This window comes from Mesorhizobium sp. P3_A8 (assembly GCF_056402995.1).
In genome coordinates, this window is sequence record NZ_JBFUGI010000015.1 from 72,393 (window position 1) to 86,222 (window position 13,830).

The 13,830-nt window shown below is 60.0% G+C and carries 11 protein-coding genes; 6 read left to right on the plus strand and 5 right to left on the minus strand.

All coding sequences use genetic code 11. The features are described from left to right. Window positions 1-12: 12 nt before the first annotated feature. Both AC1DX4_RS29430 and AC1DX4_RS29435 read right to left on the minus strand, forming a co-directional pair. Window positions 13-537, minus strand: a complete 525-nt coding sequence (locus AC1DX4_RS29430) for a hypothetical protein (protein ID WP_477223647.1) — start codon at window positions 535-537, stop codon at window positions 13-15. A 266-nt stretch (window positions 538-803) separates the two neighbouring features. Beyond that, the gene (locus tag AC1DX4_RS29435; RefSeq protein ID WP_477223648.1) at window positions 804-1,244 is read right to left on the minus strand and encodes a VOC family protein; all 441 of its coding nucleotides are present in this window, start codon (window positions 1,242-1,244) and stop codon (window positions 804-806) included. A 175-nt stretch (window positions 1,245-1,419) separates the two neighbouring features. On the opposite strand from AC1DX4_RS29435, the gene AC1DX4_RS29440 reads away from it, so the two are divergent. Both AC1DX4_RS29440 and AC1DX4_RS29445 read left to right on the plus strand, forming a co-directional pair. Further along, window positions 1,420-1,587 (plus strand): hypothetical protein, encoded by a 168-nt coding sequence (locus tag AC1DX4_RS29440; protein ID WP_477223649.1) that lies wholly within the window; start codon window positions 1,420-1,422, stop codon window positions 1,585-1,587. A gap of 161 nt (window positions 1,588-1,748) precedes the next feature. Further along, entirely contained in the window at window positions 1,749-5,846 is a 4,098-nt protein-coding gene (locus AC1DX4_RS29445) for an NACHT domain-containing protein (RefSeq protein WP_477223650.1), read from the plus strand. A 26-nt stretch (window positions 5,847-5,872) separates the two neighbouring features. Here AC1DX4_RS29445 and AC1DX4_RS29450 read toward each other — a convergent pair whose 3' ends face one another. Further along, on the minus strand, window positions 5,873-6,265 hold the full coding sequence (locus AC1DX4_RS29450) for a hypothetical protein (protein ID WP_477223651.1): 393 nt from the start codon (window positions 6,263-6,265) through the stop codon (window positions 5,873-5,875). A 644-nt stretch (window positions 6,266-6,909) separates the two neighbouring features. Between AC1DX4_RS29450 and minC the strand changes: the two genes are divergently transcribed. From minC to AC1DX4_RS29470, 4 genes are all read left to right on the plus strand, one after another. Further along, window positions 6,910-7,740, plus strand: coding sequence for a septum site-determining protein MinC (gene minC / locus AC1DX4_RS29455; protein ID WP_477223652.1), 831 nt, complete (start codon window positions 6,910-6,912; stop codon window positions 7,738-7,740). An 85-nt stretch (window positions 7,741-7,825) separates the two neighbouring features. Beyond that, window positions 7,826-8,641, plus strand: coding sequence for a septum site-determining protein MinD (minD, locus tag AC1DX4_RS29460; RefSeq protein ID WP_477223653.1), 816 nt, complete (start codon window positions 7,826-7,828; stop codon window positions 8,639-8,641). Continuing rightward, window positions 8,638-8,910 carry a cell division topological specificity factor MinE gene (minE, locus tag AC1DX4_RS29465; RefSeq protein WP_477223654.1) on the plus strand — a complete coding sequence of 91 codons (273 nt, stop codon included), beginning with the start codon at window positions 8,638-8,640 and terminating at the stop codon, window positions 8,908-8,910. The genes minD and minE overlap by 4 nt, the downstream gene beginning before the upstream one ends. 377 nt (window positions 8,911-9,287) lie before the next feature. Beyond that, complete coding sequence (locus AC1DX4_RS29470; RefSeq protein ID WP_477223655.1) at window positions 9,288-10,733, plus strand: coiled-coil domain-containing protein; 1,446 nt, start codon at window positions 9,288-9,290, stop codon at window positions 10,731-10,733. A gap of 275 nt (window positions 10,734-11,008) precedes the next feature. On the opposite strand, the gene AC1DX4_RS29475 is transcribed toward AC1DX4_RS29470, so the two are convergent. Further along, entirely contained in the window at window positions 11,009-12,793 is a 1,785-nt protein-coding gene (locus tag AC1DX4_RS29475; RefSeq protein WP_477223656.1) for an ABC transporter ATP-binding protein, read from the minus strand. Then, complete coding sequence (locus AC1DX4_RS29480) at window positions 12,793-13,830, minus strand: glycosyltransferase family 2 protein (protein ID WP_477223657.1); 1,038 nt, start codon at window positions 13,828-13,830, stop codon at window positions 12,793-12,795. Before AC1DX4_RS29480 ends, AC1DX4_RS29475 begins: the two co-directional genes overlap by 1 nt.

A 13,830-nucleotide genomic window follows, 5' to 3' on the forward strand; every position in this document is an offset into this window, starting at 1 on the left:
GCGTGATCCTTCTCAGGACCGATCGGAGCTTCGCATGATCCGCGTCAGCACGACGCCGGCGAGGATGCCGACGCCGAAAAAGGCGGCCGGCTGGCGTTGCGCGAACTTGGTGACGGAATCGAGCAATTCGCCGACATTGCGGTCCCTGATATCGGTCGAGATCCGCTCGACGCCTTCGGCAGCATTGCGCACCATGCTTGCAACCTGGGGCGATTGCTTCTCGATGCCGTCGGCCGCGTCCTTCACGGAATGGGCGATGTTGGCGATCGCATCGGCGCCTGCGGTCTTGTTGGACTCGACGGCGTCCTTGAAGGCGCCGGCGGCATTGGATGCCACAGACCCGGCATAGTCCTTGGCGTCGCTCGAAACTGAAGCCGCCGCATCTTTCAGATGCGCGGCGGTTTCTGCCGCACTCGTCTTCAACTTGCCGAGCGCTTCCTTGCTGTCGCCGGCACGTTCAGTGCCCGCACTGCCCTGCCAGCCGTTCTCGTTGGCGATTCCTGATCCCGAAAGGTTGTCTGTGTCTAAGGTGTTCACGGCGAGTCACTCCTGTGTTGATAGGAGTTGAACTTCGCCATCAACAAGCGGTTCCGGCAGCTGGCAAAAATCCCTGATGTGATCGGAATCCCGGCACAAAAGCTATGTGTGGCCGGATACCCTGCCACAATACGCAACGAAGTCCGCCCGGCGCTGCAATCTCAGACAGTACGCCTAACGCGGAGGGTCGGCTCTCGGCCCCTGTCAAGACAATCTCCTTGTTGCGGGTGCGAACGCAGCTGGTGTTCAGCCGCACCTCCAATTCTCTAAGACTGCAGGCTACGCCCTTCCTCCGCCTTGTCGCCGGAAGGCATTGCGGAAAAATCCATCCACATCGCGCCCACGGCATGGCCATCGGGATCAGCGAGGTCGCGTGTATACATGAAGCCATGATCTTCGATTGGATTGATGTCGGCGGTGCCACCGTTCGCGGCAGCAGCGGCGGCCATCGCATCGACCGCCTCGCGGCTGTCCAGGGACAGCGCCAGCATGACCTCGCTGGACGTTGATGGCGGGATGGGGCGCGTGGTCATGGTCTGCCATTTTTCACGGCTAAGCAGCATGAAATTGATGTGGTCGCTCCACACCATCCCCGCAGCCGCCTCACTGGTGAAGCTGGGATTGTTCTTGAATCCGAGCGCTTCATAGAACGCCATGGATGCCTTCACGTCGCTCACCGGCAGGCTCACGAAAATCTTCTTGCTCATCGATCGTTCCTTTGGTTGTCGAGATGCCAGTCCAGGCGTCTGCTTTAAGACGGTTGACTGCGCGTAGATCCGACATCGCATCTCAACTTTTTTTAGATCGCCAGCGCAGCGGCACTGAGGCACGCGTTCACTTTGGTATCGGGTGTCCGCTTTTCGCGAGCGCCAATGGGCCGCGATGGAGATCGACAGGGAGGCCGCACTACCGCTGACGGCCCACGACGCGCTGCCGCACGAGATCGCCAGCGTCGACGTGCTTGAGGTCGAAGCGCTAGCCGTGCGCGCCGAGACGCGTGAGGCGGCGGAGAAGCATGAGCGGGAGGTGCAGTATTTCAAGCGGCATTGAGGGGGGCTGCCATAAATAATTGATAAGAAAGGCGCATTTATCGACGAGGCATGGATCGATGGCGGCAGCGGCAACTCCGCTCGGCGCTAGCTATCACGAAAGTGCCCGATGACAACCGTGTAGCGCTGGACGTTTACTTCACGTCAGGGCTAAGCTGAAGAATGGCGTATGTTCCGCGACGTATACTAATCACGCAAGAAAACGGTACGGCTATCGAGCATACTGAGGCGGAATTCGCCAGCATTCGTACTCCACGTATTCTTCTAGGCGAGCCGGGTGCGGGAAAGTCGGACACCGCGACCGAAATTCAAAGGCTTTCGGCAGGGCATTCAATCCATGCCGAGCTATTGGCGTCAAATGCTCCCATCGAGCAACTCAGTTACGAGACTGTCATTGTCGACGGCGTCGATGAGGTACTCGCGAATGGCGCCAAAGATCCCATAACTGCTATTCTAAACCGCTTGCTCGAAGACAAGGTGGAGGACTTCGTGCTCACCTGCCGGGCCATGGATTGGCAGAATGCCACTTCGGAAGTGAAGATCGTCCGTCGTTTCAACACCAAACCGGTCATTGGACAACTGCAGCCGCTGAGCGATGATGAAATGGCCTCGATGGTGGAGGTATTCTCGTCGGGTAAAGAAAATGGCGCGAAGTTCGTGGCGCAAGCTGACGAGCACAAGGCCACAGAACTAGCTCGAAATCCTCAGTCACTTCTTCTGCTGTTGGAGGCCATTGCGGAAATTGGATGGCCGAAAACACGACGTGAACTGTACGAAAGCGCTTGCCTGCGCCTAACGCGCGAAGCCAATCCCCAGCACCAGTCGCTGCGACCGAATCGGCCAAGCAGCGAACGGATCATGAAAGCGGCAGGCTTCGTATTCGCACAGATACTGTTGTCCGGAAAACGGGGGGTCGCAACTGACGGGCAGCTAGATGACCTCTATCCTCGCCCCGCTGATCTGCAGGGCGACCATGTAACCGCAGAAGAAATCGAAGCTGCTATGGGCTCAGCGCTGATGCGGGTTTCATCGGCTCAGACATTGGAACCCTGCCACCGCACGGTGGCTGAGTATTTGGCGGCACGGTGGCTGGCTAGTGCTCTTGCTGACGGTGTCTCACTTCGCCGTCTGGAATCTCTACTCTACGCTGCGGGTTCAAAAACCGTCCCTACATCATTGCGTGGCATCCATGCGTGGCTCGCTGTTCTGGATGCCAGCGACTCTGAGAGGTTCATCGATGCGGACCCATACGGCGTCCTCAGATACGGTGATGCGGGGTCGCTGGCTGACGATCAGATTAAGCGGCTTCTTCGTGCACTGCCAACAATCGCTCGCTCAGATCCACTTTTCCGTAGCGAGGACTGGAATCTGGACATAGGGCGATCCTTGGCTAGGGATTCGTTGAAGGACGAGATTGTTACGCTGATCGCCGACAAGGATGCCTCGTACCAGCTAACTACAGTCATCCTTGAGAGTGTAAAGGGGACAGCGTTAGCCAGCCGGATACGAGACCAACTTCGCGCACTAGCCCTTGACAATAGTGAGACGTATGTCGAGCGACTGCGGGCAGCGGAGGCAGCAGCGGAAGGTAGCGACGATACATTTGTAATCGCACTCGTTGACGACTTGCGTGCTCTCGACGACATCTCGTCTACGCGACTGGCGCTCGAAACGATGGATGATCGGCCATCTGTGTTCTCGGGCACACGAATTGCCCAGGCGATGGTTGCTTATCACAGGTCGCAAGGTAACCACAAAATTGTGGGGGTAGGCTACCGACTCTTGCGGGGTATGACGCCGCCGCAGTTAATTGAGTTCCTAGACGTCGTTGCGCCGATCCTTACTGAAGGTCGGCGTGCACCAAGAGAATTTTCTCGTGAAGTCGAGGACAATATTCTTGAGGCTGTTGAATCATACCTTCGTGCTGGCGCTAAAATTAGCGCAAAAGAACTTTGGAGATGGCTAAAGAATACCGATGGACGCTCCTATCGGCATGAGCAATGGCATATTTATTCAAGCGAATATTTTGGTCAACGGAATGAATTTCGGAGGCAATTGCAGATCATCGCACTAGAAGAGGCTAAGGCCGCCTCTGATATATGGTCTGTAGGTTTTAAGCTGACCCGAATAGCTCGTGGGATAGCGTTTCGGGACGATGACCTCATTGTGCATATGGATGACCTTTTAGTCAGTGAAAGGAGGCCGAAAGATTGGGCCGAGCGTTGGCACTATCTTTTTCAATGGGCACAGACTTCAAGCGCGACGGGAATTGCGGCTGCCCATGCCCGCTCAATCGCTAATGACGTTCCAGAGTTGAAGTCCCTTGTCGAACAGCTGGATAATCAGCCTGAGCCTGAATGGCAGAGAGAACAGCGCGAAGATGAAAAAACGCGAGTAGCTGAGGATGAAAAGGCGACGAAGAGTCGTTGGCGTGCGTTCTCTAAGGCAAGCGACGAAATCGCCTCGGGCCAAGATCTCTACAGCCTAGACGCTATCGCTAACGCCTACTTTGGCTGGTTTCCAGAGCTCGACAAAGCCGCAACCCCTCTGACTCGATTGGCCCAAATGGTCGGCCAATCCAATGTTGACGTTGCGCTGGCGGGACTTCGGGTCGTGCGGAGCCGTAGTGATATTCCCACCGTGCGCGCTGGTGCCGAACTCAATGCGCAAGAAGGCAAGACATATTTTCTCGAACTAATATCTGTTGCTAGCTGCGCCCTGCATCTGGCGGAGGGTGGAGACTTGGCGACACTTCCACGCCCGTTTCTTGAATGTGCTCTTGCTGGCCTGGATTGGGGACTATTTTCAAGTGAATCGGAACACATTCCCGACCTTGAAGCGAAGCTGCGAGCCTTAGTCTTTGATACGCCGCAGAATCTCGAAGGCTTCGTCCGGGATGACCTAGAGCCGTTACTGGAAGCAAAAAAGGATGTGATCTCAGGCATCTACCGTGTCATGCACGAGAACGATTATGCCGAGCTTGCCGGGCGCCTCAGTGTAGATTGGCTTGGGCGCTTTCCCGAGGTCTCCGCCGAAATTCTCGGATACATTTTAGACGCCGCCATTGGGCGAGGTGACAAGGCCATTTTGACGGAATTGATTGCCGAACGCTTGAAGGCCGGAGTGTGGCCGACTGAGGAACACCGTGCACTGTGGTACGGGGCAGCGTTTGCTCTCGATTTTGAGCGCTTTCGCTCAGAGCTTGAGCGATTTGCAATAGAGAAAAGGGAGCACCTCTGGCCATTTCAGCATGTTGATCGGCGGGAACGATATGAGGTTGAGGTCCAACCGATCGGTGACATGGCCCGGCTGACGTTCCTAATCGATCGCTTTGGGCTATTATTTCCTCTTGCAGAAATGCCAAGTGCTAGGTGGGGCAGCCAATCAGACTATGATGGCGGCCAGTACATCGCATCTCTCATCAAGAGGCTGGGATCTATACCTACCAACGAGGCGAATACTACTTTGCTAAACATGATTTCTGAAGGGAGGCTAGGTAATCACAAGGACGAGGCACTGCATGTCGCCGCAATTCAAGATCGTATACTTGCTGAGTTATCTTGGGGGGCGCGAACGCTGGAGGACGTACGGAGCGTTTTGCAGAGTGGTCCGCCTGGTACAATCGACGACCTACAAGCGTTCATTATGGATGAGTTGGAGATGCTTCAGCGAGAGATACAAGACGGAACCACACAAGCTGCAGAGCCATTCTGGAGTGGGTCAAGACCGCAAGAGGAGAACTACTGCCGCGACAGAATTATCGATGGTATCCACCATCGGCTGGAACGTCGTGGGGTAAGGTCGCTTCCGGAATCTACGATGCCCCACAATACGAGGTGCGACGTGCTGTGTATCTCGGGCACCATGGACATACCCATCGAAGTTAAAGGGCAGTGGCATACTCAGGTCTGGACAGCCGCTTGTCAGCAGCTAGAAGACAACTATGTGCGCGAGTATCGCGCAGAGGGTCGCGGCATCTTTTTGGTCGTCTGGTTCGGCAGACTTGCTCACTATAATCCCCCAAGGCTTGCTGGTAAGGCGGTCCCAGAAAGCGCGGCCGATATGTTGCGGCTCCTGGCTGAACTGTCGCCGCGACCAATTGACGGGAGGACAAAACTGTTCGTGCTAGACGTGAGCCGCCCGGTGGCAAAGTCCGTGAAGGTGTATGTGGCAGACGAAAAGAAGTCAGCTAAGCGCCCAAAGGCGAAGAAAGTGCGAGGCCCCGTCGTCGGGGCGCCATCATGGCGGACAAGTACCTAGATTTCGTAGCACGAGCGCCAAGAATATTAACGCCTTGGTGGACCGTTCGGATCGTGCAAGCGATCTTCCGTGTGGCCGCAGCTGCTGCACCTTATGGTTCGCTCCTGCATCCCCGCCGGCCCGAGAAAGGGGTGCGCGTGAGAAGAAATTACTTTCATTCGTCCGGTATCGCATATCGGACATGCTTCGCCTGAGGTGAGCGACGCTATCTTTTCTTCCAGATCTTTGATCTTTTGATCTCGATCATGGATTGTTTCGCGAGCATCGGATAGTGCAATCTTAACATCTGCGAGCGTGCCGTAGAGGTCAGCCATCTGCGACTTCAGGGCGGCCACGTTGAAGCCTTTGTCAATCTCCCTAAGGTCTTTCACTATGCCCGTCGCTTGGGCAAGCAACGCCAATCCAGATGCGATATCCATTATCTCGCTCCCTTCAGGTGGGATCCATGCAACATCAGCGCCTGGCGTGAAGTGTCTGGGTAGCCATTAAGTTCTTGGCGGACCACACCGTCCCTTAAGCACCGCGATCTCGGCCTCATGATCACCTCCCGACATCGACGCCACCGGCACACCAATCAAGAACACTCCTAACGCATCTCCAGTCGCAGCCTTGTTCTGCTGGTTGGATATGACGGCGAGGCGCTCCCTATCAGCCTGTGTGCAGGGGCCGGAATTTGGAATTCCCGAAATCCTCTCCGGCGGTGTGGCGCAGCCTGCTAGGCCGGCCAACACCGATATTGTCAAAACAACGCGTTTCACTAGTCCCCCACTCTTTCAATAAATCCACCCGCCGGCACCATTACGTAGTGCATGAATTTGCACAAGTATTGGGCAGTGCGTTACACACGACTATTTTTGACAACAGGCGCTGGCCATTCGTCGCACTTGCGGTTTTATGCCAGTGGCGTTGAGGCTACCGAATGCGCAGCCGGCTCACTCGCCGCAAAGGTCGGCAGGGCTCTGTCAGCAACCTTAATTTCAACGCTCCTGCACCCACCCTCCCATTAACCATTCGTTAACCATTCCCTCGCTAGCGTTTACCTCTCAGTAAGGATTCGCCAGCCGTGACCTTTGCCGCTCCCCTCGAGGCCAAATCCATTCGCTTTCGTGCCCGCTCTTTCGTCGCTTTCACCTTGACCCCGGAAGCGCCCATGGCGGAGTGGCTGCAGGGGCTGGATCACTGGATCGGCAATTCGCCGGGCTATTTTGCCGGGCGGCCGGTGCTGCTGGATCTGAATGTGCTGAAGCCGCAGCCGAGCGAGATCGCGGCGCTGGTGGCGGAGCTTGGTACGCGCGGCATTCGCATCTATGCCATCGAGCTTGACGGGGCTGTGCTCGGCCCCGAACTGCCGCCTTTGCTGGTCGGCGCCAAGGAGGCGACGACGGATGGGCTGCTGCCTGGCCGCAAGGGTGGGCAAGAGGTTTCCGGCACATCGGAGGGCAAGACCGAGGGCAGGGCGCCGGACCACCGCATGGACGGCCGTGCGGACGCCGGCATCGCTGCGAAGGGCAAGGCTGGCGCAAGCAAGACCGGGGAAAGCGAGCCGCAGGTTTCGCACTACGATTCGGGCACGCTGATGATCAAGGCGCCGATCCGTTCCGGCCAGGCGATCATGCATGCGCATGGCGATGTCATCGTGCTGGGCTCGGTCGCGTCCGGTTCGGAGATCGTCGCCGCCGGTTCGATCCATGTCTACGGCACGCTGCGCGGGCGCGCTTCGGCAGGGGCGCTGGGCAACACCAGCGCACGCATCTTCTGCCGCCGCAACGAGGCCGAGCTTTTGTCGGTCGACGGCTGGTACATCACCGCCGAGGAGATGGAAGGGGTGTCGCGCGGCAAGCCGGTGCAGGCCTTCCTCGACGGCGACGGCCTGCGCGTCGAGACACTGAGCTGAAGCGGCTTGGGAGCTGAAGCGGCTGACTGAATAAGGCCGTCAGGGCGGCCGGGACAACAAAACGAACAACAACGGAGGCTTTTCAATGGGCAAGGTAGTGGTGGTCACTTCGGGCAAGGGGGGCGTCGGCAAGACCACCTCGACGGCTGCACTTGGAGCGGCCGTGGCCAAGACCGGCAAGAAGGTGGCGCTGGTCGATTTCGACGTCGGCCTGCGCAATCTCGACCTGATCATGGGCGCCGAGCGGCGCGTCGTGTTCGACCTCGTCAATGTCATCCAGGGCACGGCAAAGCTGTCGCAGGCGCTGATCCGCGACAAGCGGGTCGACACGCTGTTCCTGCTGCCGGCCTCGCAAACGCGCGACAAGGATGCGCTGACCGAGGAGGGCGTCGGCGAAGTCATCGACAAGCTGCGCTCGGTGTTCGACTACGTGTTCTGCGACAGCCCGGCCGGCATCGAGCGCGGCGCGCAGCTCGCCATGCGCTTTGCCGACGAGGCGGTCATCGTCACCAATCCGGAAGTGTCGTCGGTGCGCGATTCCGATCGCATCATTGGCCTGCTCGACGCCCGCACCATGCGCGCCGAACAGGGCGAGCAGATCGCCAAGCATGTGCTGGTCACCCGTTATGACGCGGCGCGTGCGGCGCGCGGCGAAATGCTGTCCATCGACGACGTGCTGGAAATCCTCTCGGTGCCGCTGCTCGGCATCATTCCCGAAAGCCAGGACGTGCTGCGCGCCTCCAACCTCGGCTCGCCGGTGACGCTGTCGGAGCCGCTCAATTCGGCCGCCAAGGCCTACATCGAAGCCGCAAGGCGGCTCGAGGGCGAGGAATTGCCTGTCATCGTGCCCTTCGAGCGCAAGGGCTTCCTCGATCGTCTTTTGGGAAGGAGGGCGGCATGAACCTGCTCGACATCTTCAAGCGGCGCTCCAGCGCGCCGGTGGCACGCGAGCGGCTGCAAGTGCTGCTCGCCTATGAGCGCCGCAACCGCAACCAGCCCGACCTCGTCTCCATCCTGCGCGAGGAGATCATGGCCGTCATCGCCAAGCATGTGCAGATCGACCAGGATTACCTGCAGGTGTCGATGGAACGCGGCGAGACCATGTCGACGCTGGAGATCGATATCCAGATCCCCAACAAGAGCGCGGTGCCGCTGGCCATGGTGGGGTGAGTTAGCAGGACTTGGGTTTCCTCGCCCCCACGGATGTGGGGGAGAGGTGGCCGCGAAGCGGTCGGAGAGGGGGCCTGCCGTGCCGGCGGGTTTCCTCTGAATTTTTTTGAGGCCGAGCCCGCTCCGTCTTGGGCTTTGCCCGAGCCATATTGCCGGGGCGAGCCACGGGTCTCGCCCGCCTCCGGCCCGCCACATCCCCTAGGGATGACTCCAAGTTTTCCCGCGCTCTCGCTATGGTTGCCTGCAGCATTCCAGCTCCCGAATGTCCTGAAAATGCCTTCCGCCAAGGGGGGCTTCCCCTGTGCGGCCAGCGGATGTAAGGTCATATTAGCAATTCGTTAAGTACAGGGTAGAGGGTTGTGAAAGGGAGTTCGGTCATGAACTTCAAGGGCTTGATCAAGCGTGCTGAAGAGATAGACAACACATTCCAGGAGCTGCAGGTCGATCTGGCGGACGCGCTGGCATCGGATTTCGGCACCGAGGACCAGGCGCCAGAGAGCGGCGATGGCCCGAATATGGCGGCAGGAGCTGATGGCTCGCCGCCCGAGGCGGAAGCGGCAAATTCGGACAGTGCGGACGATACGAACAGTCTAGAGGCCGGGCCTCGACAGACATCCCATACCCAGACCCGGCTGGCTGCGTTGAGTGCCTTCGAAGGTCTCTTCCATGACGCCAGGGACTATATGGACGAGATCACCGGAAAGCTGTCGGAGATCGCGACTTCGCACCATTTGACGCGCGAATACCTCCACATCCTGCACAGCGACATTCTTCGCGCCAATGAGCTGGAGCTGGCAAATGCCGACCTGGCCGCGGAACAAAGAACGCTGTCGGAAAAGCTGCACGACGCGGTGAGAAGGCTGCGCGAGCGCGAAGGCGCTTTCGACCTGCAGCAGCAGCGCGAGGCAAGCCTGGTTCAGGACCGGGAGGCGTTGCGTGCAGCGCTTGCCGCGGTAAGGCTGGAACTCGTTGAGACAGCCAATGCGACCGCAAAACGCGACGCGGAGTTCGGCGAAATCGCCAAGCAGGTGACTGCCAAAACGGTCCAGGCCAACAGGCGCCTGCGCGAGAGCAAGATGCTGCGGGAACAGCATGTCAGCCTGTCGCTTGATCTCGACAAGGCGCTGAAGCGGGAATCCCTGGCGCGCCACCGGCTCGACGAGCTCTCGACGATCCATGCCAGCGAGGCAGCACGGCTTGCGAACCTGCAGGCCGCGCTCGGCAAGAGCGAGATAGAGCAGATGCGGCTAGAGAAGTCGCTCGAGGCGGCACAGGCGAAGCTGTCGGAAACAACCGAAGCGTCCCGCATGATGGAAGGTGACAGGGAAGCCGAGCTGGCTCGCAGCGAGGCGGAAATGCGCGGGTTGCGTTCGAAGATCGAGGACCTGCAATCGCGACTGGAGCAGGCGTCGAACGAGAACACCGAGGCCACCGGCGACATCGCCAGGCTCAAGACTGACTTGAACGACACCTTGGCCGAAAAGAAAATCGCCGATGAGAGATTGTCCGCTCTCACCCGTGAGAACGAAAACGACAAGATGAGCCTTTCGAAAGTGAATGCCAATCTCTCGCAGCTAACGCTGCAACAGGCGTCGGAACAGATAGAGTTCGATGTCCAGAGGCAGGAATGCGACGACCTCAAAGCCGAGATTGCGTCACTCAATGCCCGGATCAAGGAATTGCTGCCCTACGAGCGACTCCACAAAGCCACCAACGGCAGACAGCGCGAGGGCGGCGTGGTCGAGATTGCCGGCGTGGTGGCGGAAAAGGCACGTGCAGCGGGCAGGCGGCGTATCCCCAGGAACCTCCGCACGGCGACGTAGCTCACATCGTCATTCCCGGGCCTGCGCGACGTCGCTTCGGCTGGTCCTCCGGGCTCCGCTTTGCTGGGGACGCCGGGAGGTGGGCCGGAACCGCATCTGGAGAGTAAACCAATGGGCACCGGCCCGGGCGGATCGACAGGTCCGCCGCGAGAGAACAGTAGCGCGCCCGTGTACCGCGGCGCATTGGTGCGATCGCGCAGGGTGCCAGCAGCAAGTCCCCGGGCCTCTGATTCGAATGACTGATGCCGCAGCGGGAATCGCTGCCCGAACCCTTGTCAGTCGAGCGGCTCGTGCTGGTAAAGCTCGTCCATCGAGAGCGATGCCAGGGCGCCGAAAGGGGCCTGCTTCTTCACCCGGCCGCCGCTCAGGATCACCACATCGTCGCAGAACGAAATGGTGCTGTGATGGTGGCTGATGACGATGGTCGTGCGACGGCCGGCCCTCGACTTCAGGGTCTCGACGATCGCCGCTTCCGACAATCCATCGACGGCGTTGGTGGCTTCGTCGAGGATGAGCAGATCGGGATCGCGCACCAGCGCCCTGGCCAGTGCGATCCGCTGCCTCTGTCCCGCCGACAGATTGACGCCCCTGTAGCCAACCAGTGTCTCGTAGCCCAGCGGAAGCCGTTCGATGAATTCATGGGCTTCGGCCAGTCTTGCGGCGCGCTCGGCGTCACTTGGCGTCGCCGCGTCCTGGCCGTAGACTATGTTTTCGAAAATGGTGCCATCGACCAGTTCCAACTCCTGGCTGGCGAGCGCGATGTGCCGCCGCCACTGGCTGGCGTCGATCGCGTCGAGCCGGGATCCATCGACGAGGATCCTGCCGCTGTCCGGTTCCACGAAGCGGCACAGAAGATTGACGATCGTCGTCTTGCCGGCGCCCGAGCGGCCGATCAGGGCGGTCGAGCGGCCGCCGCGGATGTCGAATGTCGCCGCATGCAGCACGACCTCGCGCTGGTCCGTGCCGGAATAGGTGAACGTCACCTCATCGAAACTGATGCCCTTGCCCAAACCGTGGAACGGCCCGTCGCCTTGCGGCGGCCTGGGCTTGCCCGTGGGGTCCAGCATCCATGTCACCTCTTCCAGCGATCCGCTGAGGCCTTGCAGCTGGCTCCACGACCCTTGCAGGGCCCGCATATGCGGCTGCAGCCTGTAGAGCAGGATGACGAAGGCGATGATCAGCGGGAAACTCACTTGCGCCAGCCAGGCGCCAATCACCACCGCCAGGAACAGCATGGCGTGCAGAAATTCCGTCAGCGGCGGCAATACGCCCTGGCGGACCTGCAGGACGAAAGAAGCGCGGCGAACCGCATCGGACGCGGTATCGAATGTCGCCTTCTCCCGGCTCTCCTGGCCGAAGATGCGGATCAGGCGTCCGGCGTGCACCAGATGCAGCATCTGCGAGGCGAGGTGGCCGTTGCGCGAAGCGACGCTGCGGCTCGGCTCTTTCAGATTGGCCGAGAGGATGGCGTGCGCGATCTGGACGAGTGCCAGTCCGAGCGTAACCAGCAGCGTCATGCGCCACGAAAGCAGGAGCAGGAAAGCCAAGAGGATGATGGCGGCCGACGCGCTGATGATCGCCGACAGCATGATCTGGATCGCGTCGGCCGCCCGCCAGGATTCGTTGGAGATGATGTTGAGCAGGCGTCCCGGACTCTGCCTGAGGAAGAAGGGGTAGCCGACCCGCAAAAGCTGCTCCGACAGTGCGCTGCGGATCGAATGGCTGGCCTTGCCGGAGATGAAGGTCGTCAGCAGCGTGTTGGCGAAGCCGAAGATATTCTTCAGGAGGATCGAGCCGAGGATGGCGGCCGAAATGGCGACAAGCCGGTCGCGCTCGCTCAGGTCTGCTCCGACGTGCTGGAGAATTGCCGAAAAACCGGCCATTCCCGCTGCATCGCCATGTCCCATGATGATGCCCAGCAGCGGGATGATCAGGCCGATGCCGAACCCTTCAAGCGCGGCGCCGACCAGACCGAGAGCCACCACGGCCGGAAGCAGGCGCAGTTGCCGCTTTCCGAACGCGCGGAACAGCATCGGCAGGCTAGGCGGGAGCAATGGCATTAGAGCGGTGCCTCGGCATTGGCTTGTTGATCCTGCCGCACCGGCTCGGCCTGCGGCCGTCTCGCCAGCAGGAGGAGCGCGAATCTGGCCGCGCCGAGGACATTCATGCCGACGATCGGCCAGTGCGACAGGTCGAGTTCAGGGTCGAACGCAGGTCCCCCCGCCAATTCCCGGAAAGCTGCTCTCGCGGCCCAATAGAAATGGCGAAGCAGCCAGGGTGCATGCCGAATATGTTTCAGGCAGAGCCCGCCATTGCCCAGGCTGTAGTCGCGGTGGAGCTTTTCGATGGCTTTGCGATCGCGCCGGCCATGATGATGGAAGATCGTCATGTCAGGCACATACTCGACCGGAATGCCGAGCAACACCGCCCGAACCAGGTAATCGGTATCCTCCGCCGACCGCAATGGCCCGCCGGCGCCGAAGCGCTCGTCGAAATAGCCGATACGGGCGGCGACATCGCGGTGCATCGTCATGTTGCAGCCCAACACGAAACCGCCGGGATGAACATCCGGCGTCAGCCGCTCGCGCACCCGCGAGCGCTTGATCGTGAACGGCAAATCCTTGGGATCGCCCAGCTCGACACGGCCTCCCCGGATGAGCCATTGCTCTCCGGACGCATAGTGTCGCTCCAGATCTCGCAAATAGTCGCTATGGACCGCGCAATCATCATCGACGAAGACCAGTACCCGGCCACGCGCGCGCCGCAACCCGGCGTTACGGGCGGCCGCCAATCCGGGGCGTGGCTCGCTGACGGGCGTGAATGGGATGTCCGACATAGCGGCGATGCCGGCCAGGCGTTCCGCCGTGCGGTCGCTCGAGCCATTGTCGACGACCACGAGCTCGGCCGCGAAGCCGGCATGGGCACGGCACGCGGCCTGCACCGACTTGATGCAGGGCTCGAGCACGGCGACGCGGTTGCGCGTGCAGATGATGAAGCTGACTTCCGGGCCTGATCGCTCCGCTCGCGGACTTACCGGGACGGCGCCAAGCGCCGTCGAACGATCGCGTTGCAGAGGTTGGTGGGCTTTGACGGTCAT